The following is a 23,377-nucleotide window of genomic DNA, read 5'->3' as shown; positions in this document are numbered from 1 at the left end:
TGAGTCTCTTTCACCTCCCTCTGTCTTGCGGTTGTCGCTCCCGCCCTTCCTCATGTTCCCACTAGTATTGATTGTACTCTCTGTGGGCTTCATATGTCTATATGGAGATAGGGGTGGGAAGCCAAGGGCAAAGGTGGCTCTTCTCGGCAGAGCTACCCTGTGCTATAGTAATGGATTGTGCTCGTCGCCCTGTCCGGGGCGAGGGCCATAGGCAGACAGGCGGGGCGAGGCGGCGGTGCTGGCGCACCTGTCCCGCAGTCTCCGCTGTTAGGAGTCCCGCACGGGAAGGAAGCAGCTCAGGAGCCGTGGCAGAACTGATCTGGCAGCAGAAGCATAATCCTTACGCGCAAGGGGTTCCTTCCAGGCTGCGTGTGGAGACCTGTGAGCGCTTTCCTGGCGAGGGAGAGCCTGCGGAGGGGGGATCGGAGGGGAGTCTTGTGAGCGGGGGTGTTGACCTCTGGGAGAATCGTTTGATTTATGGTGATAAGGGCCAGGTGCTGGCAGCTCTGCTGGCTGAGTTCGCCGGGGCGGTTGATCTGATCTATATTGATCCGCCCTTTATGACGGAACGCACTTATCGCGGCAGGCGGGGCCTGGCCTACGATGATCGCTGGCAGCATAATCTTGATGCGTATTTGCAGTGGCTCTATGAGACGTTCTTGTTGCTCTACCGGCTGCTGGCTCCTCATGGCAGCCTCTATGTGCATCTAGACTGGCGCACTGTGCATTTCGCGCGGCTGCTGCTCGATGAGGTTTTTCGCGCGGCTGCCGCTGACGGCGGTGGCTTCCAGAATGAGATCATCTGGCATTATCATTCGGGCGGACGGCCCCGACGCTCGCGGGGGTTTGCTCGTAAACATGATACGCTGCTGCTCTACACGCGCTCGCGCCAGTATTGCTTTCACGGCGAGCGGGTGGGTCCGCTGCGGGGGAGCGAGCGGCGCAATCATATGCGGCGCCAGGTGGAGGCCGATGGGCGCGTCTGCTGGACGATCCGTTCGGGGGGTCGTCTCTATCGCTACTATGCCGATGAACCGATGACGCCCGCCGATGTGTGGTGTGATATCAGCCATCTGCACCAGCGTGATCCTGAGCGCAACGGCTACGCCACTCAGAAGCCGGCGGCGCTGTTGGAGCGCATTGTGCTGGCCTCCAGCGAGGTGAATGATCTGGTGCTGGATTGTTTCTGCGGGAGTGGGGTGACGCCGGCGGTGGCCGAGCGTCTGGGCCGGCGCTGGATCGCCTGCGATGGGAGTCCGCTGGCCATCGAGGTGACGCGTGAGCGCCTGCTGCAGATCAGGCCGCGCCGTGCTTTCTGCCTGCAGCGCGTGGTTGCTCTCGAGTGAGGGGCGGCGGTACGCCCTATTGGGCCAGTCCTGGTGACTTGTTCTGGGTCCGCTCGTGTGCTATCCTCTAGAGAGAGCTCCTGCAAGGAAGTATCTTTTCTTCTCGGAAAGGTGTCTTTCTCTGGTATTTTTGTGTTTGTGTGGATGAGGAAAGGTGGAAAGAGGTGTGCTGCGTATGAAGAAGCTGGTGATTCCCCATACCCCCCGCTATGAGAAGAGCGCTGTTGGTCGTCCTCTGCGCTTGCCGACGCATAACTATGGCTGGACAGGGACGTATTTGGTGACTATTCAGGCCGAGCCGTATGCTCCCAGCTTTGAGGACCCGGCCTTGCGGCGCATTCTGGAAGAGACCTGGCAGGCGCTGCCGCGGCCTTTTCCTGGGCTGATCCTGGATACATTTGTGATCGGGCCGCAGCAGGTGCAATTTATCATTTCCTTTGAGGGCAATACGAACAAGGCGATGACGCTCGGGCGGGTGGTGGAGGCGTTTAAGTCGTTGGTGGCTGTGGCCTGGCTGGCGCATCTGGAGCAGGTGCGGGCGCCGAGTCCGACGCCTCCGTTGCGCATCTGGCAGCGCTCCTATAGTGAGCGCTTTCTCCACGATGCGCAGGAGGTGGAGCGCATGCGCCAGGCGCTGCGCAGCGGAGGTCTGGCGACGGAGCCGCTGGCCGAGTAAGGTCCTCACCGTGGGGCCGTCCCGTCACGAGGGTGGACGTGAGGCCGGGCCGCAGGGGGCTCCGGGGCGCTGGCAGAAGGGTTTGACGCCCGGGAGATACTGGCGGTGGGTGGCCACCCAGCGATAGAGGCGCTCTGCAAGGGCGGCCAGTGGAGGAAGGCGATAGAGGCTCTGGAAGAGGGGGAGGCCGAGCAGGAGGTCGAGGATCAGGCTGATGGCCTGGGCCCCGCGGTAGCGGCGTCCGTCGGGGAGGATGGTCCAGACGCTCTCTTCGCACTGGCTGACGCTGAGGCCGTAGCGCTCCGGCAGGCCCTCGATTTGGAATGGGAGACAGGTGAGCCTCCGGCGCCAATCCAGGCGCTGGATGAGTTCGGCGGTCGCGGTGCAGAAGTCGCAGCTACCGTCGAAGATGACAAGTGGCTTGCTGGGATGGCGACTTGGCTGATCCGGCATGGTGTTGTCCTCCGGGCGGTGAGTGGTTCTTCTGCAGCAGCCAGGTAGCCAGGTCCCTGCTCGGCCCGGGCTGGCGGGCGTGGGGCCGGGTTTGGTCTTCCGGCTGAGCTGGTCGTGGGTCCTGGGCCGGTCTTCTTCTTTGTCTTTCTCTGATGAGTGTAGCACAATCTTTCCTTCGCTCGCTGGCGTGGGGGCAGGTTCGCTGGTTGTGGTCAGCGGGCGGGGAGGCGTTGGCCCTCTGAGTCTGGGCCATGTGGGGCAGACTCAGAGGGCCTTGTAGAGCGGTGACCATACATAGCGTGGGAGGGAGACGCTGCAAAGAAGGCTAGGCCGGCTCGTCTGGATCGCTTGAGCGGTAGATTTCTTCCAGGGTTTGTTGTCGGGCGCGCCCGATGCGGTCAAGGCGTTTCTGGAACTGCGCCGTTGCGTAGGTGAGGTATTCGTCAAGTTGCAGTTCGAAGGGTGGGTTTTCTTGTGAGGCGCGCGCTTCGAAGAGTTCGTTGATGACGCCCAGGGCGTAGGTGAGGAGTTCGCTCATGTAGGTCTGGATGACGTCCCAGAGGCGCGGCTCTTGGGCGACCAGGCGTGAGAGGAGGAAGACGCCGTAGGCCAGGTGGCGGGATTCGTCTCGTTTGAGATAGCCGACGCCCTGGCGCAGGCCAGGCAGGATGTTGAGGCGCTCTAGCATGTTGAAGTAGGCATGATAGCCGGTCTCGGCCAGGACGCCTTCGACGATCATGTTGTAGACGACGCTGGCGCGGGCCTGGGCTTCGGGCGAGGGGTCGCTGAGGAGGGCATGCATGCGCTGGGGCAGCTCTTCGTAGAAGATCTTGCGGTAGCTGGGGGTATGGTAGCGATGGAGGTCGCTGTGTTCGTGGGCGACTTCGTCGAGGAAGCGGCGGAAGAATTCGGTGTGTTTGGCCTCTTCCCAGAGGAAGGTGGTCAGGTACATCTCTTCTTCAAGCCGCCCCTCGCGGGCAATGGTGAGGATGAGCGGGAGCAGGTCCAGGGTGACGCTCTCTTCGCCAGCCTGGAAGAGGGAGCTGAGGTAGAGCAGGGTTTCGCGCTCTCCCTCGGTGAGGCGCTGCCAGTCCTGGATGTCTTGGGAGAAGTCGATGGCGCGCGGGTCCCAGATGCCGAGTTTTTTGGCTTTGTGGTAGAGGCGCATCGGCAGGATGTCGTGGCGTAGCCCGCGCTCGCTGGTGGTGATGAATGCGGCGTGTGTGGTCTGTGTCATGGTGGCTTTGCCTGCTTTCGTGAGCAGCCCGGCTGGCCTGGCCGCCGGCCAGGGCTTATTGACTGACTACCAGTCAGTTATCTTTTTCAATGATACCTGCCGCGCCGGGGGGCTGTCAAGGGGCGCGGCGGGCTGCGCAAGGTGGGGAAGGGAGCGAGTGGGAGGCTGCGGGGGTGGGTGGCTAGTGGTCGTTGATGGCGATCTGGATCTGGTCGGCGCGCTGGGGCAGGGTCTGGCTGCCGGGGGGCAGGCGGATCTGCACCGCGGCAACGCCGGGCTGGGCGCGCAGGTAGGCGAGGGCGACGGCGCTGCTGGTGCCGCGCAGGTCCTGCTGCCAGCGGGCAATCGTTTGGGGACTGATCTGGTAGCTCCAGATGCCGCGGACGCTGACGCTCAGGTAGACAAGGCCGTGGTTATCCCGCTGGACGACGACGGGCGCTGAGGCGCTGAGGCTGCGCGGTCGCAGGCGGTAGGTGCTCCCCAGGCTACGCTGGGCCTGGCGGCTGAGAAGGTCGCTGGCGAGTTGGCGCGCCTGGGCCGGGTTGTAGGCGGTGGCGCTGGCGCTGACGCGTACTTGGACGCGCACTTGGGTGGCCTGGTTGCCGGGCGCCGGGTCGGCCTGGATGCTGGTCTGGTAGGTGGGGGCGCCAGCCAGGGTTTCGCCGGCTTTGAGGGCGGCCTGGAGTTGGTCGCTCAGTTGGCGCTCAAGCTGGGGGAGCAGGTTCTGACGGACGCGGTCAAGGTCGGCCTGGGCGACGATGTGAACGACCTGGCTGTCGCTGCCCCCGCTGAAGGGGCTGGGGTTGGTCACCTGGACCTGGCTCGGGCGCCCGCAGCAGGGCTGGCTGATGTCGCCGGCGGGAATGTTGCCCTGGGCGCCGGCGCTGAGGGCCTGGGCGGGCGCGCTGGCTGTGCCGTCCTGGTCGTTCTGGCGCGGTGGGACGACGACGGTGGTCAGAAGGCGCACGCTGATGCCCGAGGTGCCGGTGAAGGTGCTGCCTGCTGGGACGGTGACCGGCTGCAGGCTGTGATTGGTGAAGAGCAGGAGGCCTCGGGCGTTGCTGGCCGGTATGGTGCGGGTGCCGCTGGTGGCCACGGTTTGCGTGAGGCTACGGTTGGCGTTGAGGAGCCGCGCCGGGATGATGCGTGTGTCAGGGTTGGTGGCCTGGACCTGGGGCGAGGCCGTGAGGAGGTAGGTGTCCTGAAGGGTGCGGCTTTGGACGCTGATGGTGATGACGGTGCCGGGGTCGGCTCCCAGTAGGGGGAGGCCGGAGGGGAGCAGGCCGAGGTTGAGGGCGCGCGCTGCCAGGAGGAGGAGCAGGATGGCTACGATGATCAGGATGATGGCGATGAAGAGGGACAGCGGGCGTTGGCCGCTGCGCATGGCTGGTTGCCGGCGCAGTGGGGGCTGTGGTTCTTCGGTGATGCGTTGGATGGCCGGGTGCGCCTGGATCGGCGGGCGGGCCCGGCGCGGGATGGTGAGCGGTTCGGGCATGGACAGGGCGACGGGGCGCGGCTCCTGGCGCGAGCGGGCCTCTGTGCGGGGCCGCGAGAGGGCTTCCGCTGTGATGTCGGGTAGGGTGGTAGCGGCGGCGATGTCTTCTTCGGGCGGCAGTTCTTCGATCTGTGGCTCTTCGGCGCCGCCGCTGTAGGCGTAGTCCAGCGGGGGGAGCGGGCGCGAGTGGTGCCGTGCGCGCGGTAGTTCGCCTGCCAGCTCGGGCCAGTCTTCTGGCGCTTCGGGGGCGATGAGTTGCTCTGGTTCTGGCTGCTCGCCTTCGAGGGCCAGGAGGACGGCCTCGCGCAGGGCGGCTACGCTCTGGAAGCGCTCGTCGTCCCGTTTGGCCATGGCTTTGCGGACAACGCGGTCGAAGGCCGTTGGGATGCGCGGGTTGCGGCGCGAGGGCCGTGGGATGGGGGCGCGCAGGTGCATTTGGATGACTTTGATGTCGTCGGGGTCGTCGTAGGGCAGTTCGCCGGTGAGCATTTGGAAGAGGAGGACGCCAAGGGCGTAGATGTCGGTGAGGGTGGTGACGATGCCCCGCGTTTGTTCGGGGGCCATGTACTGGGGGGTGCCGGGCACCTGGTCGAGGGGGATGGGACGGCCGATCTGGCTCTCGGCCTGGCGCGCCGGTCTGACAAGGCCAAAGTCGGCCAGGTAGACGTGAGGGACGCCGCTGCGCTGCAGCTCCAGGAGGACGTTGGAGGTTTTGATGTCGCGGTGGACCAGGCCTTCGTCGTGGGCGTATTCGACGGCGTCGAGGAGCTGCAGGTACATGTCGATGAGTTCGTGCAGGTTGAAGGGGATGGGGTCGCGCCCGGTGACGTGGGGCCGGTAGATGCGGCGCAGGTAGCTGGTCAGGGTGCCGCCGTCGATGAAGGGCATGACGAGGTAGAGTAGCCCTTGCTCTTCTCCAAATTCGATGAGGGGTAGGATGTGCGGGTGGTGCAGGCGGGCGATGGTGCGCGCTTCGCGGGCGAAGCGCCGGCGCATGTCGGGGTCGCTGGCGTAGTCGCCCAGGATGACTTTGATGGCGACGCGCCTGCCAAAGGCGGTCCTCTGGCGCCCTTCGTAGACGGCGCCCATGCCTCCGACGCGAATGCGCCGGATGACGTCGTAGTTACCAAGCTGCCTGCCTTCCAACGCGAGCATGCCTGCGTCTCTATCCTTTCATCTGTGGCGATTCGGTGCGTTTCGGTTCGGTTCCGACGACGAGGGTGGGGCGGTCTTCTCTCCGGCACGGCGAGGCCGGCCGCTTCCTCTGCCCTGTCGGTCGGCTTGCTTTGCTGCTCTGGCTGTCGTTTTATTGTACCACAGTCGTCGGCTGTTGACCTACCTGTACGGACGTTTTGCTCAGCGGTGGTTTTTCCCGCCTGTTGACTTCTGCCAATGTCGCCGATGGTGCTCCTTCAGTCGCTAGGAGCTGTTTTCGATGATGACGGCGATCAGGGCCGGGTTGTCGGGGAGCTGATCGTTGTTGCTGCGGACGATGTTGATGTCCGCCTGGCTGACGCCGGGTTGCCGCTGGAGAAGTTGCAGGGCCTGGCTGCGGCTTTTGCCGGCGAGGACTTGAATCAGGTGCTGTTGTGCTCCCTCATTGAATCGATACGTCCAGCGCCCTTGCGCTTTCACGGTGATGATGAGGCGCCCGCTCTGGGGGTCGGCGAGGCTGGCGTCGATGATGGTGCTGCTGATCTGGCCTGCGAGGGCGTAGGCCGGCCCCGGGTCGCGGGCGGCTTCTTGTTGGAGAAGGGTTGTCGCCATGTCGAGGGCGGCTTGTTGGTTATAGGCTTCGGCGCTGCAAGTGGCTGAGACGGTGATGGTGGCGCTGCTGGCGTGGTCGCCGACCTGGTGGTTGCTGTTGATGGCGGTGCTGCAGTCGGGGCCAACCAGGCGCTCGCCGCTGCGCGCTTGCTGCTGAATCTGCCCCTGGGCCTGCTGCAAGAGGCTCGCTTTGAGCGGGTTGGCGACGTTGTCGATGTCGCTGCGCTGGATGTAGGTGTAGGGCTGCGGGTCTTGCCCTCCGGTGAAGGCGCTGCTTCTGGCCCAGATATCCAGCTCACTAGAGCAACACCAGTTATCAATTGCACGAGCAGGTAAATTCCCTGCTGCACCAGGTTGGATGACATGCGCCTTGGCTGTGGCAGATGGGGGATTGTTCAAATCTTGTACAGGCGCTATTGTCACTGTCTCGTCTGTGACAACGCTGAGGTTAGCTTTTGCAATGTTGAAAAGTGTCCCCTGGGGGACCGTCTGAGAAACACCTGCTTCATTAAAAAACGTAATCGTCCCATGCGCCTGCGTAGCTGGCGTCATGCCGTGGCCGGTGGCCTGCACCGTCTTGGCCGGCGAGCGCAGCGTGGCGCTCAGGCGGCGGGCCTGGATCTGGCGCAGGGCCGCGCTGGGTGTTTGCAGTACAGCCGTGATCAGGTACTGGCGCGTCAGCAGCACGCTGGCCGGCGTGATCCGCACCGTCGCCAGCGGGGAGCCGATCGGCAGGGCCGCCCCAAGCGGGCCAAGGGCTAGCGGATCGGCATAGGCTACGACCAGGCCTGTCAGCAGGGCCAGCACTACTGCAGCGCTGCTGACCAGCAGGAGCCCGCGTCGGCGCTGGACCGTTGTATGCTTCTTCCCTTGAGGCCTTCCGAGGGACCTCGTGGACGGCGCTGCTCCCTCGAACGGGTGAACAACGCTTTTGAGGCCCTTCCTGGATGGCTCTGGCAAGGCCGGGCGGATGGCGCTTTGGTCCCGGAGGGCTGGGGGCATGGACAGCCCCGGCTCCTGGCCGCCCTCGCCGGTTCCGGGCAGCTCTCGCCTGGCCTGCAGGCGGCGCAGGTGTGGGAAGCGCCACCAGGTCTCGCGCTGGCTGACCTGGCGCCGCGTCTCGCCTTCCGCCTGCCGCTCGCGTTGGACCGCGGCGCGCCGCGGCAGGTTGGCCAGCCCCAGCCACTCTGGCTTGTGCTCTGCTTCCGACTCGTCGGGGAGCATCTGCGTGGCCCCGCCAGCACCGGGGACAGCCTGGGCTGCGGGCTCGCCCCAAATGGCGCCCTTCCATGCCGGCGCGGCTTGCGGCTGCGGTGGGACCAGGGCGCCGGCGCCAGCGAGCAGGGCCGCTACAAAGTCGCCAACGGAGGGATAGCGCGCCTCGCGCTCTTTGGCCAGTCCGCGCAGGATGGCTGCTTCGACCGCCGGCGGCAGGTGGGGGTTGAAGCGCCGCGGCGGTTCGGGGTCTTCTTCGACGTGGCAGCGCATCAGGGCCAGCGGCTCCTGTTCGTCAAAGACGCGTCGCCCCGTGCTCAGCTCGTAGGCGATGCAGGCGAGTGCGTATTGATCGCTGGCTCGCCCGACCTGCCCGCGAAATTGTTCGGGGGCCATGTAGGCCGGCGTGCCGCTCAGGCTGACGGCTTCCAGGCTGCGCGAGGAGAGCAGGAGGGCCATGCCGAAGTCGGCCAGCAGGGCCTGGCCGTCGGCGTCGAAGAGAATGTTCTCAGGTTTGAGGTCGCGGTGGATGACGCCACGTCCGTGGGCATACTGCAGGGCGGCGCCGATCTGGCTGATGATTTGGACCAGCTCTTCTATGGGGAGGGGGTGCCCTCCTGCCCGGCGCAGGCGCTGGCGCAGCGAGCCACCCGCAGCGTAGGGCGTGACCAGATAGGGGAATTCATCTTGATCGATGCCAGCGTCCAGCAGGGGCAGGATGTGCGGATGGCTGAGCTGCTCTAGCAGGCGGGTTTCGGCACTGAACTGCTCCCGGGCTTCTGGGGAGTCTAGCGGCGTGTGCAGGTGCTTGAGCGCGACGCGCGACCAGCGGCTAAGGATGCGATGCCGTGCCAGGTAGACGGTGCTGAAGCCGCCACGTCCCAGTCGGCGGATGAGTTCGTAGTCGCCGATGATGCGCTGGTCATCTCCCCGGCGCTCTCCCGATTCCCTGGTTTCTTTGCTCTGTCCCATAGACGAAGCCCTCCCCGGTTCGTCTGGCGGGCCGCTTCCTACTTCACTTTTGAGGCTTTGCCAGAGAAATTGTATTCAGAATAGGACACGTTTTCATTGCCAGATTTTGACCAAAACAATGGCTCGCCTCTCAGGCGAGGCTCAGAGCGCGCCGGTAGCTCAGGCGGTCGCTCGCTTTGCCGCTTAGCCTTTGCCTGCCGGTCCCGGACTACCCGGAACGGGCGTCGTGGGGGCTGTGGCGGGCGGGCTGCCTGACCCGCTGCTGGCGCTGGGGACCGGTGTCAGCCCGCTCACGCTGTTGATGGTAATGGTGATTTGGTTGGCATCGCTGGGCAGGCGATCGCTGCCGTGGGCGATGGCGATGTCGGCTGCCTGGATGCCGGTTTGCCGCTGCAGGAGCTGCAGGGCTTCGTTCCTGGTTTTGCCGGCGATGAGATGCGCCAGGCTCTCTTTGCGCGCGCTGTCGAATTGGTAGGCCCAGCGTCCTTCGGCGGCGACGGTGATGGAGATGGTGCCCTGGCCGCCGCTGATGGGGGCGGCGCCGTTAATGGTGGTGACGATCTGGCCGACTGGCGCATAGCCCGGGCCGAGGCTCTTACTGGCTTCCTGGCTGAGCAGGCTGGCGCCCAGGCGCAGGGCAGTCTGTTTGTCGAAGGCTTCGCCGCTGCAACTGGCCGAGACGGTGACGGTGACGCTGCTGGCGTGGTCGCCGGCCCGGTGGTCGCTTTTGACGTTGGTGCTGCAGTTCGGCTGACCGATGAGTTGCTCGCCCGCGCGGATTTGGCGCTGAAATTGTTGCTGGGCCTGCTGGGCCAGGCTGGCTTTGAGCGGGTTGGCGGCGCTGTCGATGTCGCTCTGCTGCACGTAGGTAAAGCTCTGCGGGTCTTGCCCGCCGGTGAAGGCGCTGCTGACGGCAAGGATCTCTAGGCGGGGACCACAGCAATATTGATTGACTGCTCCAGCAGGCAGGTTGCCAGCCGACCCCGCTGGCTCAACATGGGCGGGAACGCTTGTCGAGCTGTTGCCGGCAGGCAGGTAAGCAGTGGCATCGGTGACAACCTTCATGCCACGTACATAGAAGAAGGTGCCTTGTAAGACAGATTCATCCTGCCCTGCATTGTGGCTAAACGTAATCGTTCCCTTCGCCTGCACGCCGGGCGTCTGGCCGTGGCCCGTCGCCTGGACCGTCTTCGTCTGCGCCGCCGGGGCCGCCGTCAACAAGCGCGCCTGTACCTGGCGCTGGGCGGCGTCGGGCCTCCCCGTCACCCCCGTGATCACATACTGATTCTTCAAGTCGCGGCTGGTCGGCGTAATCGTCACCGTCGCCCCCGGCGACCCAAAAGGCATCATCGCTGCCACCGTGCCAAACAGGGCCGGTCTGGCCGCCGCCAGTGCTCCACAGCCGATCAGCAACAATAACAGCAGAATGGCCGCCAGCAGCAGCCATAACCCGCCGCGCCGGCGTTGCCCCGAACCGCGCTGGCGCAAGGGCGTCAACGGTGGCGGCAAGGTCGAGACCCCGCTTGGCGGAGCCGCCGTCGCTCCACCGGCTCCAGCGCTGCCACCCCCAGCGGCGCCGCTGCTGCCAGCCGCCGCGAAGGCCGCGCCCGCCGCGGCCCCTGCCAGGGCCCCGGCTGCCGCTCCCGCTGCCGGACCTCCTCCGCGCTGCGCTGCCTCTCCCTCCGGCGCGTAGGCACTGCTCGCCGCCGGTAACTTGGCCGTGATGCGGCGCGAGTGGGGGAAGCGGATAATGCCCGGCTCGACCTGTGAAGAGGGCACACGCGGCGGTGGGCTGCCAGCCTTGACCGCCTCCTGTTCCTGCTCTTCCTCCAGGGCCCTCGCCGCCGGCGCGCCCGCCTCTGGCAGTGAGATGGGCGGGGCTTCTGGCTCCTCTGCCGGTCCTGGCCCCTGCGGCACCACGGGGGCCGAGGCCGCAGCCGACTTCCGGGCCGCCGCCGGAGGAACGGCACCTTCTACCGGCGGCAGGTCTTCCTCAAAAGCGCCTGCTTCCGCAAGAGGCTGGTCCGCCGCCGCTTCCGTCGCTCCGCCTTGCTCACGCTCACGCTCGCGTTCGCGTTCGCGCCGCAGGGCGCTCCAGCCCATGCCCGCCGCGGCACCCGCCGCCGCTCCGGCCGCTCCGGCTGCCGCGACGCCGCCCGGCGAGATTCCCCTAAAGGCCGGTCGCGATGGTTCAGGGGGGACTGCGCTGGCCTCGGTTCCCGGCTTCTGTCGGCTCGCCCCGGCTGTGCGGCCAGCGCTCGCCGCTTCGCCTTCTTCACCGCGGAGCCGCAGCAGACGACGCAGCCGCTGCGGCCAGGCTTGCCCTCGCTGATCCCTGGCTTCTTCCTTTTCCCATGTGTCTTGCAGTGAGCGGACAAAGTTGTCCAGGGAAGAATAGACCGGGAAGCGCCGCTGACGCGCGTACTCCGCTGGCTCCGAGCGCGGCGGCGCAATAAAAACGAGCCGCGCCTGCGGATTGCGCCGCATCTTCAGGACTTCAAAGTCTACACGGCGCTGAAATGCCCGATTTTGCTCCGGCAAGACAATGGCAATCTGCTTGCGCCCAAGCTTCTCTTGTGTCAGAATCGCTACCAGTACGTCTTTTCTTTCGTCGGTAGGCGCAACGTAGATAACGCCGATCTCCTCTGCACGCGGGTCGCCTGCACCGAGCAGCTCTGAGCCATCTGCCTGTCTCATCAGCCTTACCCTCGCATGTCCCAAGAAATAGCCTTTTCGCCTGAACCGGTTACATTGTACACTACCTTCGCGCTGTGCGCAATCGCCGACGCCCACGTTTTGCAAAGCAGACGCCCTGGTTTCGGCTGAACTGGAACAGGCACGCGCATGCCCCTCCTTCCGCCTCCGGTGGCCGGCGGCTCGCTCCCTCGCTGGTCAGCCGCAGACTAGGCCCCAGCTCCGTCGAGAATGGCCAGTAGCTCGCTGCGCCATAGTTCCCACTCTAGCAGCCCCCCGGCGACTAGCTCGCCTCCTCGCCCTTTGAGGTCGTCTTCCGCCGCTTTGCGGTTGAGCACGGCTCTCCCTATGGCCGTCTCGACCAGGATGTAGCGCTGTCTCTCCCATTCCCAGTCAGGGTCGATGATGCGCCCGGCTACGGGATGGTGCTGCAGGATGACACGCTCTCCTGAGACGCCTCGCGCGTCTCGCGCGATCTGCCGCAGGGCCAGGGCGACCAGTCCCAGTCTGCCGCTCGTCCCGCTGCTCTCTCCGTCGCTGCGGTATTTGAGCTGGCGCGGACGGATCAGCAGCAGCAGGTGATAGTTTCTCCCGACTTGCAGTTGGACCCCCGGCTTGCCGTGCGATCCGACAATTCGGGAGGCGCTGCTGAATACCGGTAGCAGGATGTTGTTGCGCAGTAGAAAGGTGAGATGATAGAAGGCGTCATAGTCGCATTGCTTCTCGATGAGGAGCCCTTGAATGAAGGCGCCTGCCTGTCGCTCTCGTTGGCTCACTGTCGCTCTCTCCTGTTGTCTGTTCCAGACAACTCTGTTGAACTCTACTCGACTCGCTCTCTGGGTGAAAGGTCGGATGGATGGTTGGCCGCACCTGGTGCGGTGCGGCCTGGCCTGTTCTTCCAGGTTGGCTTTGGCGACGACAGTGGCACCACGCTCGGGGTCCGTGCTCCCCCGGGGAACGTTCCCCCGCTTCTCACTCAGGCACACTGCTCGGGGTGAGAGTGCTTTCGGCACGAGGCTCGTTTAGAGGTATATATACCCCATCCTGACCGCCTACGGCAATGGCTGGGTTGGGCCAGGTCTCTTTTAGGGCGCTGCTCGGGCTGGTTGGCTGGCCGGCCGGCTCGCTGGCTTGGGGGCTGGCTCGCTTCGCTTCGCTTTGCTTCGATCGGGCCGGTCGGGTCGGCCGGGCGGGTGTGCAGGTGGGTGTGTATCTTATGGCTATAAGAATGAACGACGCGGGGGCCGGCCCCGCAGGCGCCGGGCACGGCCACTGGCACTGGCCCCTACCCGGCGCTGCGGGCGCCCTCCTCCCCCGCGGCTGGCACTCACGAGAGACAGACAAAAGGCAAGCGGACCTCGGTGTAGAGAAGAGAGAGGTATCTGCTACGGTCGGTCAGGCGGGTCGCTCGCGCCTTTGTCCAGCAGAGCTGGCAGACAGACAGGCTGGCCGGCTCAGTCCTGTTTCAAGGTCCGCGCCGTCAGATAGTCGCCTTCGACGATGCTCCCGTCGGGACGGACGTGGATGCGGCCACGGTAGCGCCCATAGGGGACGCCAAAGCCTCCCGGCAGTTTGCGCAACATGAGGAGACTGCAATGCCGCCCACCTTGCTCTATTTTGAGGTCGGCTATGATCCTGGCTTCTTCGTCGCTGATGGCGTAGAAGAGATAGAGCAGGTCGGCCTCTTCTTCGCTGTGCCGATAGGCCAGTAGCCAGAGGGTCTTTTCGATGGGGCGCTCCTCTTCGTCGTCTTCAGCTTCAGGGTCACGCTCCGGCTGGGGCTTGCAGGCAGCCCCCGCCGGGACCCCGTTTCCATTGCTGCCCGCTACCAGCGTCCCTGCCCCCATGTCCGCCTCCACGTGCATCGGCCCCCGCTCTCCTCCCTCGCCCCCCGTGCTTTCCCCGCCTCGCCCAAGCGCGCCATCTTCTTCCGCGGCTGGCCGCGCCGCCCGCTCCTGGTCGCGTACGTCGTCTATGATCTCGCAGACAATGGCCGCCGCTCGCTCTACCCCTACCAGCTCCGCCAGCCGGCTCTGATACTCTTCCATGTTGCGTAGACGGCGCTGAATGTATTCGTGCTTGGCCCAGCCACTGGCCAGGCCGTATAAGGCCCATCGCCCGGCCAGGTATTCCGCTTCTAGCTGACGGCGCAGGCGCGCTATCTCACTTCCACTCATAAGTGTTCCTCCAGGACTGCTATCCTAATGATAGTACTGAATAAACATCTATCGAGATGATACTATCACAATCGTAGTTTTGTCAAGCTGGCTGGACTGGTAGAATTAGGGCACTAGTAGAACAGGGATACCAGTACAATGGTGCGGCTCAAAGTCAAAGAGGTTGCTGAAGCTCGGGGCTTCAATATGTCCTCGCTTTCTCGGGCAGCCGATGTCAACTTCCGCACAATCAAGAGCATCTTTCGCAATCCGTACAAAGAGGTCAATATCTCTACCCTCGCGAAAATCGCGCGGGCGCTCGGCGTTTCCACCTCCGAGCTGATCGAAGATGTGCCTGACGAGGCGGACCCGCCCGAGTCTTAGTCAGCCAACCGGAACAAGAACCAGGAAAAATCATCTAATTCGTGCTTGAATTTTTCCCAGGACCATCGTCCTTAAAGATAGGAGAGCGCACGCCCTCCCGCCGCCTGCGCCGGAGCCGCACAGGCATGCAATCCGCGTTTGAGATGGGAGGCTCGACGCAGGGCGCCAGTGAGCAACTGTCGACGCTCTGAGCGCGTTTTGCCACGGCCTGCGACGCACCGTGCAGCCGACGGCTGCTTTGTTTGACTGTCTTGTTTTGTGTGAAAGGAGCTAGTTGAGGTGTCGCGGATGATCGGAGGGAGAAAAATCCGCTTCCTGATTCTGAAAATCCTCTTTAAGCCTGCCGACGATATTCTTAGAATGGCACAGCTCGACGTGTCGATGGTGCGCCCGCGCAAGACGCGCTTTCGCGTTGGTCAGCCGCGTCCGCACCCTTATCGGTGTCCGTCCCGGAGCAACGACCCGGCTCTTGTGTCCCAGGAAGGAGCTGATCGTGTTCAGGCTGCGCGTAAAGGAAATCGCTGAGGCCAAGGGCTTTACGCCCTCGACCCTCTGCAAGGCTGCCAATCTCACTGATCGCACGGTGCGCCGGATCTTTCGTGATCCGTATGCGCAGGTGAATCTGCGGACGCTGGTCAAGATCGCGATCGCGCTGGGGGTTCAGGCCCATACGCTGATCGAGTACTTGCCCGATGAGGAGCTGCCTCCCGGGGCTCCCCCTCGGCGCGCTCGCCCGCCACGTCGCTATCAGCCGCGAAGCAGATTTTCTTTCCCACCTACTAACTGATTTGTTCCTCCCTTCATCTGGAGGGCCTGACCGCCACTCAGCGCCCCGTTCTGCTTCCCCTGCGGGGAACGGGGCGGCGGCAGGCCCTTTCTTCTCGCTCTGTCCTCCTTCCTCGCTCCTCTCTCTTGACCCCTCTCGCTCGCTGCCTCTCCCTCCTACCTCACCCGCTCTCGCTCTCTCCTCGCCTCAGTTCACCTCCTCTCGCCTCACTGCTCTCCGCTCTCCTTCCGCCAGTTCCCTCCTCCTGGCCGACTGCGCCCTCTCCCCTCCTTTCTCCGTTCCCATATTCGCCATTCCAAAGTCGCCATTTTGATGTCGACGTAAGAATAGTACCATCCCAAACACTCTACTGTCAAGGCCAGGAATAGGTTATTCTCATGCCATGAAAGTCCGGCTGCGCGTCAAAGAAGTAGCAAAAGCAAAGGGTTTCTCGATGACCAGACTTCACACGAAGTCTGAGGTAGCGTATAACACCATTCGGCGCATATTTCATGATCCCTACGTAGAGGTCACCACCACGACCCTTGCACGGCTTGCCGAGGCCCTTAATGTGCGCGTTGAGGATCTCATCGAGACTGTGGACGAGGACGAGGCAGGGCCATCAGGCCCACCAGAGGAAGCGGTGAAAAGCCAGGGAAGACGAAAGCGGGGTCGGCAGCCAGCGACCGGGATAGGGAGCAAGGCGCAGAGCGAGCAACCGGAAGGAGGGTATGTCGCTCCATAATGGACTTTTGGGTAGGGGCAGCAAAAAGGGGGAGAGAAGAGCGTGGTTGAGAGTGGTTAGCACTGGCAGGCGGTAGCTGCCGGTGGGCGAAGAGGGTGCCCGCCGGTGAGCTGGCTGGCTTTCTGGTTTGCGCGACCGACGCGACGTCTCTACGATACGAAAGGAAGGAAGTAAGGAGTGTGCGCTACGATGCGTGGTAGACGGTTCCCCTTTCAGCCTCCCCTGGCCCTGACGTGGTCTGGGCCGCTGCTCCTGCTCATGCTTTTGCTGGTTGCCTGTGGCCCTGGCAAGCAAGTGGCAACGACGACGACGGCCTGTTCGCTGGTGACGACGGATGAGGCGCGGCAGGTACTGGGGGCGGCGGTGCGAGCGCAGCCGCAGCAGGTTGTGAGCAAGCCCAAGAACGCGACCGTGAGCGAGTGTCTCTACACCTCGGCCTCGGACAGCCATGTCGCGCGGGCCTCGTTAGCGCTGACGATCGCCGCCGATGCGGCCAGCGCTCAGCAGCTTTACAATCAGGCCAAGAGCGCGGCCCTCGACCTGAGCCGGCAGACGGCGACGGTGAATCTGGGCGACGGGGCTTTTCAGACGCAGCGCGGTTCGTCCCTGGGGCAAGAGACGCTGCTGACGGTGCTCAAGGATAACACGGTATTGGTCGTTGAGGCGCTCAGTCCGGGCCATCGTCAGCTTGATCTTGAACAGGGCCTGGCGCAGATCGCTCTGAACCGCCTCTAGGGCGCGAGCGGCGCGGGCCTGGAGAGGGCAGGATAGGATCGGATAGGCTTAGCAACGTGAGCCGGGCCGCATAGCGACGGCGTGGCGGCGCGGGTCTTTTTCGCCTGCCTTGGGCGAGAAGGGACCTGGCGCCGTTTTTGTGTTTGTTGGGCCGGTGCGCGCCCGGTGGCAGGCGGTGAGCGGGCGCGCCGGGGGATAGCGGGGATGGATGGGGCGGGTGGGTATCTGGTGGGGGCCAGGCGGCTGCCGACTGCGGGGGCGAGGCGTTTGCTGGGGATGTGGTGATTGGTTTCAGGCCGGGGTTTTGATAGTGATGCGGGCCGGATCGGTGGGCAGGCTGCGCTGACCCAGTCCCAGGCTCAGGATGACGTCGGCGATGCCGGGCTGGCGGCGCAGGATGGCGCGGGCGCTGTCGGCTTCGCGGCCCGCGATGAGCTGTTTGAGGGCGTTGAGGCGGGCGGCGCTGAAGCGGTAGGACCAGGTGCCGCCGGCGCGCACAGTGAGGATGGCGGTGGTCTGGCTGACGGCGCGGGCGCTGATCTGGGCCGCGATGGGCGGGTGTGCCAGGCTGTAGCCGCTGCCGTAGCTGCGCGCGATCTCGGCGTTGAGCAGGGCGGTGACCAGGGTGATGACGCTGTTGCGGTCGTAGACGAGGCCGCTGCAGCTCACGGTGACGGTCACGGTGACGCTGCTGGCGCGGTCGCCGGCGCGGTGATCGCTGGTGACCTGGGGCGAGCACTGCGGGTCGCCAACGCTCTCCTCACTGCTGGTTTTGAGGCCGGCGAAGGCGGTGCGGGCGCTCTGGATCAGGGCCGGCTGCAGAGCCTCCGCGGCGCCGTCGATGTCGCTCTGCTGGACAAAGGTGTAGCTCTGCGGATCTTGCCCGCCGGTGAACCCAACAAGATTTTTGACAAATATAGTCTTGTCCGCACTACAACAAGTTGTATTGATATCATTAGCAGGAATATTGCCAGCATGCCCCGGCAGAACAGCATGAGCTTTTACAGAAACACTCCCAAGCTGGGGCGGATTACCTGGGGGAATCACCGCATTAGTCTCTGTAACAAATTGAATCCCTTGATCATCCTGAATTACTGTATTAGCAGGAACTGTCTGACTTACCAGTTTTCCATTATAGAACGTCAGCACGCCCTGGGCGCGCGTACCGGGAGTAGAGGCGTGGCCGGAGGCGGTGACCGAGCGCGACTGGGCCTGTGGCGGCGTGGAGAGCAGGCGGGCGGGGACGAGCAAGCGGGCCGGATCGGCCTGAGCGCCGACGCGCGCGCTCAGCGTATAGGTCCGTTGCAGCGCATGGCTGGCCGGCACGATCGTCACCGTAGCCGACGGCGAGAGCAGCCCGAGCGTCAGCGGCGTCAGAGCCAGCAGCAGGGCAGCCGCCAGCAGCAGAGCCAGGGCGGTCAGGCCTGGGCGTGCCAAGGCGCGCGAAGCCAGGCGTGGCAGCCGGGCCTTTGAACGCGGACCCGGAGCGGCGCCGGCGCGAGCGTGCGGGGGAGCTGCCTGCAGCGGAGCCGAGGCGGCCAGCGAAGCGGTAGCGACGCCGGGCGCGGGCTGCGAGCCAGCATATGGGGAGCGTCGGCCCTGAGTCGTCCCGGGCGCGAGCCGGCGCGAGCGTGTGGCGGACGCCGCACGCGACGGGCGAGGCAGCTCAATAATCGAAGGGCCATCAGCCGCAGCGGGCGACGAGACGAGCGCAGGACCGGACTGCTGTTCAAGTATGCCCTTACCGGGAGCGACGCGAGACCGGGCCGGCCCATAGCCTGGGGCGAGAGGAGTCCAATGCTCCCCAGCCGCCGGCGCGTGGTCATACCGGGCCTCTCCCAGCCCACTGGGATCGGCCTCAAGCGCCCTTTCTGCCGGCGCGGCGCCAGCCGACAGAGGCGTGGCCCACTCCCAATCGGTCCCCAGCGAGCGCGTTGCCAGCGTCTCGCCCTCACCGCTCTCGACCGTAGCCGTCTGCGGCGGAAGCTCCTCGTAGTGGGCGGCAGGCTCCAGAGGGGTCCGGCCCTGATCCTGGTGGCTGCCGGCGCGCCAGAGCGTTGCCTCCTCCGGCGCCGCGTCCCACAGAGGAGCATCGTAGCCCGTATCGTCCTCCAGATCCGCGGCGGGGCCGTCCTCTGGGGAGAGCGGCGCCTCCTCATCGGCCCCGGCCATCAGCGCGGTGGCCCCCAGATCCGGGCTGGGGCCGCCGAAGGGGCGGAAAGCGTGCAAAGCCCGCACAAAGCTCAGCACATCGGGATAGCGTGCCGAGCGCTCCTTTGCCAGCCCGCGCAAGATCGCCGCCTCCACTGGCGGTGGCAAATGCGCATTATAGACCCGAGGCGGGCGAGGCTCCTCCTGCGTATGGCGATACATCAACACCAGCGCATCCTGATCCTCAAAGACGCGATGGCCCGTACACAGCTCATACATCAGGCAAGCCAGGGCATACTGATCGCTCTGGCGGGAGACCTGGCCGCGGAACTGCTCGGGGGCCATATAGGCGGGCGTGCCGCTCACGCTTGCCCTTTCCAGGCTACGCGAGCCGAGCAAGACAGCGATGCCGAAATCGGCTAACAGGGCCTCGCCGTGATCGGTGAAGAGCACATTTTCGGGCTTCAGATCGCGGTGGACCACCCCGCGCTCATGGGCGTACTGGAGGGCCTTCCCGACCTGGGCCACGATCGCGAGGGCCTCCTCCAGGGGGAGCGGGCGCCCGCTGGCGCGGCGCAAGCGGTCGCGCAGCGAGCCGCCGGCGGCGTAAAGCGTGACCAGATAAGGGAAGCCCTCATCATCGATGCCGGCATCGATCAGCGGCAGAATATGGGGATGGCGGAGTTCCTCCAGCAAGCGGGCCTCTTCGAGAAAGAGGGAGCGCGCCCGTGGAGAATCGAGCGGAGTCAGGAGGCGTTTGAGGGCCACGGGGGGGCGAGACTGCAGAATCAGATGGCGAGCCAGATAGACCGTACTGAAGCCGCCGCGACCGAGGCGGCGCAGCAAGCGATAATTGCCAATGCGACCGCCGGCCAGCTCGCGCCGGCCATCCTCGCCAGGCTTCTGATCGTGTGTCATAGACGAAAGCCCTCCCCGGCCTCGTATACGGACACAGGCAGGCAGGCGTGAATGCCTGGTCCTGTCGGCAGATCAGTCAAGCGGTGCAATGTAGCTTACAGTATCCTCTCCTTTCAGTATCCTCTCGCGGATCGTCCCCTCTGCAACTGCGCACAGTTGCTCTAACTTGTACTTACACGCAATCCCCAATTTTGGCCTCTGAGAGGCTCGTTTTTCGCGCTCCCCCTCTCTCAAAAATATATCGTTCCCCAACCTTTCTCGAAACTCGTTTTCTGCAAGCCGCAAGGGGCGAGTTTCGAAGAGGCACAACTACGTTTTTGAGTATACCACAGGCAAAAGAGCCTTGTCTACCGCCCAAAACGGCCAGCATTCCACCGTTTTGCCCGAGGGCAGCCGCCGAGTTTCGAATCAGCCCCTCAGAGAGGCCTTCCCGGCGCGAGATTTCCTCAGCGCCACCCCCTTCGCAGCCCCCGCTCATCGCACATCCGCCCCTTCCGGCCCGCCACTCACCACCGTCACCAGCGGCAGCCACCCACCAGCCCGGCCCCACTGCCAGCAACGGCCATAGATCGACAAACATATATTTGGTGCACCTCGTACAATATAAGTAATCCTTCTGGTTACCGGAAGGCTGCACCCACCGGCTCCGGCGGAGTGGGGGCTCCGCCGGAGGGGCCGGTGTGGTCGAGGCGACGAGCCAGGCGAGACCCGCGCCACAAAACCTGCACAGCGGGATCTCCAGAGCTGCTTATGGCATCCCCTGCCAGGCCTCCCAGCAGCCAAAGGAACCGGCAGGAAGATCGATCGGGGCCTGGCTAGCCCTGGCTCGGGTCCAGGCTTCACGCTCAATCTGGTCGTCTGTCTCTCTGCGTTTCCGCCGCACTAGCGCAAAGGAGCTGCTCTGATGGCGACCTGCCTCGAACGCCATATCGCACTTGACAAGAGCCGCTTGCTAGAGTACGCGCTCTCCTACGCCCGGCACGGCTGGCGCGTCGTACCGCTCTACGAGCGCCAGCCCGACGGCAACTGTGCCTGCGCGCAGCCTGGCTGCGTCGCAGTCCCTCACCCGCGTGTCCCTGCGCTCACCTGCGCCACCACCGATGAAGAGCAGATCCGCCGCTGGTGGCGCCTGGCTCCCCGGGCCGGCATCGGCGTTGTGATCACCGGCCGCGACGGTAGCGAGACAATCATTCCCATTCCCGGCACAGTGGATCACATGCCCTGACGCCGCCGGAGCCACAGCGGAGGGCCTGCCACAGTCTAGCCGGCGTCCCAGCACGTTCCTGGCTGAGCGGCCACCTCCCAAGCCTCCTCTCTTCGTTGCGGAAGTCCTCGCCCCCTCCCAGGGCGGGGACTTCTTTTTCGCCACCCTCTTGCCAGGCGCGCTATCATCTGATCGAAGAGCAGACACGGCGCGCACCGCGCCCGCGCCTGCCACTCTGCCGCTGCCACACCTTCCGCCTGGCCTCCAGCCAGCGCGCACCCGGCTGCCACATCCTCTGCTGACCTGAGCAGAGCTGGCCCGGCCTGACCTGACCCGGCCAACCCGCGCCAGCTCCCCCAGCCCGGTCAGCGCGGCGGCCCGCTCTCCAGACGGAGCAAGCCGCTCAGGCAGCGACTACACTACATCCAGACAGCGATTCGGAGGAGCAGCCCTCATGCACCCAGCTAAAGCCGCGCGCCTCAAGGCCCTGCAACGCCACGACGCGCGCCTCCAGCGCCACATCGCCCGCCTCGACGCGCGCAGTAACCGCTATTCCTGGCTGCGAGTCGCCATCTTCGCCGCCGGCCTGGCCCTGGGCCTCGCCCTCGGCCTGGCCCTCCACTGGTGGCTCGGCCTGCTCAGCTTCAGCCTGGCCCTCCTTCTCTTCGGCGGCGTCGCCGCCCGCCACCGGCGCCTCGAAAGCCACCTCAGCCGCCTGCGCCTCCTCTCGCACCTGCTCCGCGACCAGCAAGCGCGGCTGCGCCTCGACTGGTCCGCCATCGCCCCCCTGCCGCCCGAGCCGGAGGGCAGCGAACGCCAGCCAGACCACCCCTTCGATCTCGACCTGGACATCAGCGGCCCGCGCTCGCTTCACCGCCTGCTCAACACGGCCAGCACACGCCAGGGCAGCCACCTGCTCAAGCGCTGGCTGCTCGTCGAAGATCCCGACCTGAGCAGCATCCTGCGCCGACAAGCCCTTGTCGCCGAACTGGCTCCCCTGCGCCTCTTCCGCAACCGCCTGCAGATCGAAACCCGCCTGGCCGCCGCTCAGCGCAGCGTCCTGCGCAGCGAGCAGCTTCTACGTCGCCTGCAACAAGAGCCGCCCAACCCGCGCCTGATCCAGAGCCTGGCTATCATGAGCACCCTTAACCTTGCCACCCTGCTCCTGTTGGCCGGTCAGCTCTGGCTGCACCTGCCGCCCTGGTGGCCCATCGGGGCCGCGCTCAGCCTCCTCTTCTTCCTGTGGCGGCGCCGCGATGCCGGCGACCTCTTCGACGAAGCCTTCGAACTGCAAAGCACCTGCGCCCAGCTCCGCGCCACCTTCGCCTACCTCGAACGGCGGCGCTTCCCCAGGCAGCCGCACCTGCAGCAGCTCTGCCAGCCCTTTACCGCCGGCCAGCTCAGCCCGGCGCGCGCCCTGCGCCACCTCGCGCTCCTGCTCAGCCTGGCCTCCCTTGGACAAAACCGCCTGCTGCTGCTCCTCCTTCACCTCTGGTCTCCCTGGGAATTTCTCATCGCCCTGCGCCTCAACGCCTGGAAAGCCCGCCTGGCCCAGCAGATGCCGCGCTGGCTGGAGACCTGGTTTGAGCTAGAGGCACTCTGCTCGCTCGCCACCTTTGCCGACCTCAACCCCGACTACCACTTCCCCGAATTCATCACGCCCGGCCCGCCTGGCCCCTCGCCCAGCGGCCAGGTGCCTTCCCTCCTCTACGAAGGCCAGGGCCTCGGCCATCCCCTGTTACCACCGGACCGCAAGGTCGTCAACGACTTCGCCCTCCAGCAGGGCGGGGCCATCGCCATTATCACAGGCTCTAATATGGCCGGCAAAAGCACCTTTCTCCGCACCGTCGGCATCAACCTGGTCCTGGCCAACGCCGGCGCGCCAGTCAACGCCCGGCGTCTGCGCCTGACACCGCTCCGCCTCTTCGCCTGCATGCGCATCAACGACGCCCTGACCGAAGGCGCCTCCTACTTCTATGCCGAAGTGCGGCGCCTGCGCGCCCTGCTCGACGCCGTCGAACGGCCCGCCGCCGCGCCCCTGCTCTTCCTCATCGACGAGATCTTCCGCGGCACCAACAACCGCGAGCGGCGCATTGGCAGCCGCGCCTACCTGCGGGCCCTGGCCGCCGCCGCACCGCGCTGCGCCGGCCTGCTGGCCACCCACGACCTCGACTTAACACGGCTCGCCGACGCCATCCCGGGGATCAGCAACTACCACTTTCGCGAGGAGATCCGCGACGGAGCAATGGTCTTCGACTACCGCCTGCGGCCCGGCCCCTGCCCGACCACCAACGCCCTCACCATCATGCGCCTCTTCGGGCTACCGGTCCCCGAGGTCGCCGCAGAGCCAGAGAGCGAGGCCGACCCCGGCTGAGCGCCGGACCCGCAGGCCCCCAACCGGAAGGAAGAGCGAAGAAGAGAAGAGGCAAAAGACAGAAGACAGGGCAACCCGGCAGGCCAAAG

The 23,377-nt window shown here is 65.2% G+C and carries 17 protein-coding genes; 9 read left to right on the top strand and 8 right to left on the bottom strand.

Features of this window, described 5'->3' with window-relative positions; all coding sequences use genetic code 11:
* Nucleotides 1–305: 305 nt before the first annotated feature.
* Both AC6H1L_RS21015 and AC6H1L_RS21010 read left to right on the top strand, forming a co-directional pair.
* Entirely contained in the window at nt 306–1,346 is a 1,041-nt protein-coding gene (locus AC6H1L_RS21015; protein ID WP_497599407.1) for a DNA methyltransferase, read from the top strand.
* A gap of 175 nt (nt 1,347–1,521) precedes the next feature.
* Nucleotides 1,522–2,022 (top strand): hypothetical protein, encoded by a 501-nt coding sequence (locus AC6H1L_RS21010; protein ID WP_497599406.1) that lies wholly within the window; start codon nt 1,522–1,524, stop codon nt 2,020–2,022.
* Nucleotides 2,023–2,046: 24 nt separating this feature from the next.
* Here the strand turns inward: AC6H1L_RS21010 and AC6H1L_RS21005 are convergent, their stop codons facing one another.
* The 7 genes from AC6H1L_RS21005 to AC6H1L_RS20975 form a co-directional block, all read right to left on the bottom strand.
* Nucleotides 2,047–2,475, bottom strand: a complete 429-nt coding sequence (locus tag AC6H1L_RS21005) for a thiol-disulfide oxidoreductase DCC family protein (protein ID WP_497599405.1) — start codon at nt 2,473–2,475, stop codon at nt 2,047–2,049.
* A 325-nt stretch (nt 2,476–2,800) separates the two neighbouring features.
* Entirely contained in the window at nt 2,801–3,712 is a 912-nt protein-coding gene (locus AC6H1L_RS21000; RefSeq protein WP_497599404.1) for a R2-like ligand-binding oxidase, read from the bottom strand.
* Nucleotides 3,713–3,893: 181 nt separating this feature from the next.
* Entirely contained in the window at nt 3,894–6,362 is a 2,469-nt protein-coding gene (locus AC6H1L_RS20995; protein WP_497599403.1) for a serine/threonine-protein kinase, read from the bottom strand.
* A 264-nt stretch (nt 6,363–6,626) separates the two neighbouring features.
* Nucleotides 6,627–9,161, bottom strand: coding sequence for a serine/threonine-protein kinase (locus AC6H1L_RS20990; RefSeq protein ID WP_497599402.1), 2,535 nt, complete (start codon nt 9,159–9,161; stop codon nt 6,627–6,629).
* 183 nt (nt 9,162–9,344) lie between these two features.
* Nucleotides 9,345–11,858 (bottom strand): baseplate J/gp47 family protein, encoded by a 2,514-nt coding sequence (locus AC6H1L_RS20985; protein ID WP_497599401.1) that lies wholly within the window; start codon nt 11,856–11,858, stop codon nt 9,345–9,347.
* A gap of 206 nt (nt 11,859–12,064) precedes the next feature.
* Nucleotides 12,065–12,631: a hypothetical protein gene (locus AC6H1L_RS20980; protein WP_497599400.1), complete on the bottom strand. Its 567-nt coding sequence runs from the start codon at nt 12,629–12,631 to the stop codon at nt 12,065–12,067.
* A gap of 678 nt (nt 12,632–13,309) precedes the next feature.
* Entirely contained in the window at nt 13,310–14,032 is a 723-nt protein-coding gene (locus tag AC6H1L_RS20975) for a hypothetical protein (RefSeq protein WP_497599399.1), read from the bottom strand.
* Nucleotides 14,033–14,170: 138 nt separating this feature from the next.
* Here AC6H1L_RS20975 and AC6H1L_RS20970 point away from each other — a divergent pair, with 138 nt between their 5' ends.
* The 5 genes from AC6H1L_RS20970 to AC6H1L_RS20950 all read left to right on the top strand — a co-directional run bounded on the left by AC6H1L_RS20970 (nt 14,171) and on the right by AC6H1L_RS20950 (nt 16,641).
* On the top strand, nt 14,171–14,395 hold the full coding sequence (locus AC6H1L_RS20970; protein ID WP_497599398.1) for a helix-turn-helix domain-containing protein: 225 nt from the start codon (nt 14,171–14,173) through the stop codon (nt 14,393–14,395).
* A gap of 279 nt (nt 14,396–14,674) precedes the next feature.
* Nucleotides 14,675–14,920 carry a hypothetical protein gene (locus AC6H1L_RS20965; RefSeq protein WP_497599397.1) on the top strand — a complete coding sequence of 82 codons (246 nt, stop codon included), beginning with the start codon at nt 14,675–14,677 and terminating at the stop codon, nt 14,918–14,920.
* On the top strand, nt 14,889–15,182 hold the full coding sequence (locus tag AC6H1L_RS20960) for a helix-turn-helix domain-containing protein (protein ID WP_497599396.1): 294 nt from the start codon (nt 14,889–14,891) through the stop codon (nt 15,180–15,182). Before AC6H1L_RS20965 ends, AC6H1L_RS20960 begins: the two co-directional genes overlap by 32 nt.
* Before the next feature lie 433 nt (nt 15,183–15,615).
* Nucleotides 15,616–15,906 carry a helix-turn-helix domain-containing protein gene (locus AC6H1L_RS20955; RefSeq protein WP_497599395.1) on the top strand — a complete coding sequence of 97 codons (291 nt, stop codon included), beginning with the start codon at nt 15,616–15,618 and terminating at the stop codon, nt 15,904–15,906.
* A 189-nt stretch (nt 15,907–16,095) separates the two neighbouring features.
* A complete protein-coding gene (locus AC6H1L_RS20950; RefSeq protein ID WP_497599394.1) occupies nt 16,096–16,641 on the top strand; it encodes a hypothetical protein in 546 nt (181 codons plus the stop codon).
* 291 nt (nt 16,642–16,932) lie between these two features.
* Here AC6H1L_RS20950 and AC6H1L_RS20945 read toward each other — a convergent pair whose 3' ends face one another.
* Nucleotides 16,933–19,710 (bottom strand): serine/threonine-protein kinase, encoded by a 2,778-nt coding sequence (locus AC6H1L_RS20945; protein ID WP_497599393.1) that lies wholly within the window; start codon nt 19,708–19,710, stop codon nt 16,933–16,935.
* 904 nt (nt 19,711–20,614) lie between these two features.
* Between AC6H1L_RS20945 and AC6H1L_RS20940 the strand changes: the two genes are divergently transcribed.
* Both AC6H1L_RS20940 and AC6H1L_RS20935 read left to right on the top strand, forming a co-directional pair.
* A complete protein-coding gene (locus AC6H1L_RS20940) occupies nt 20,615–20,935 on the top strand; it encodes a bifunctional DNA primase/polymerase (protein WP_497599392.1) in 321 nt (106 codons plus the stop codon).
* A gap of 433 nt (nt 20,936–21,368) precedes the next feature.
* The gene (locus AC6H1L_RS20935) at nt 21,369–23,288 is read left to right on the top strand and encodes a MutS-related protein (protein WP_497599391.1); all 1,920 of its coding nucleotides are present in this window, start codon (nt 21,369–21,371) and stop codon (nt 23,286–23,288) included.
* Nucleotides 23,289–23,377: the final 89 nt, after the last annotated feature.

Source organism: Thermogemmatispora argillosa (genome assembly GCF_059696725.1).
Note: the sequence above shows the minus strand (reverse complement) of the source record. Positions and strands in the feature narration are given on the sequence as shown.

Excerpts from the sequence above, each read along its gene's own strand:
- AC6H1L_RS20955 (WP_497599395.1), top strand. The coding sequence starts at position 15,616 with ATGACCAGACTTCACACGAAGTCTGAGGTAGCGTATAACACCATTCGG.
- AC6H1L_RS21005 (WP_497599405.1), bottom strand. The coding sequence starts at position 2,475 with ATGCCGGATCAGCCAAGTCGCCATCCCAGCAAGCCACTTGTCATCTTC.
- AC6H1L_RS20940 (WP_497599392.1), top strand. The coding sequence starts at position 20,615 with ATGGCGACCTGCCTCGAACGCCATATCGCACTTGACAAGAGCCGCTTG.
- AC6H1L_RS20950 (WP_497599394.1), top strand. The coding sequence starts at position 16,096 with ATGCGTGGTAGACGGTTCCCCTTTCAGCCTCCCCTGGCCCTGACGTGG.
- AC6H1L_RS20990 (WP_497599402.1), bottom strand. The coding sequence starts at position 9,161 with ATGGGACAGAGCAAAGAAACCAGGGAATCGGGAGAGCGCCGGGGAGAT.
- AC6H1L_RS21010 (WP_497599406.1), top strand. The coding sequence starts at position 1,522 with ATGAAGAAGCTGGTGATTCCCCATACCCCCCGCTATGAGAAGAGCGCT.
- AC6H1L_RS20985 (WP_497599401.1), bottom strand. The coding sequence starts at position 11,858 with ATGAGACAGGCAGATGGCTCAGAGCTGCTCGGTGCAGGCGACCCGCGT.
- AC6H1L_RS20995 (WP_497599403.1), bottom strand. The coding sequence starts at position 6,362 with ATGCTCGCGTTGGAAGGCAGGCAGCTTGGTAACTACGACGTCATCCGG.
- AC6H1L_RS20970 (WP_497599398.1), top strand. The coding sequence starts at position 14,171 with ATGGTGCGGCTCAAAGTCAAAGAGGTTGCTGAAGCTCGGGGCTTCAAT.
- AC6H1L_RS20945 (WP_497599393.1), bottom strand. The coding sequence starts at position 19,710 with ATGACACACGATCAGAAGCCTGGCGAGGATGGCCGGCGCGAGCTGGCC.
- AC6H1L_RS20975 (WP_497599399.1), bottom strand. The coding sequence starts at position 14,032 with ATGAGTGGAAGTGAGATAGCGCGCCTGCGCCGTCAGCTAGAAGCGGAA.
- AC6H1L_RS20935 (WP_497599391.1), top strand. The coding sequence starts at position 21,369 with ATGCACCCAGCTAAAGCCGCGCGCCTCAAGGCCCTGCAACGCCACGAC.
- AC6H1L_RS21000 (WP_497599404.1), bottom strand. The coding sequence starts at position 3,712 with ATGACACAGACCACACACGCCGCATTCATCACCACCAGCGAGCGCGGG.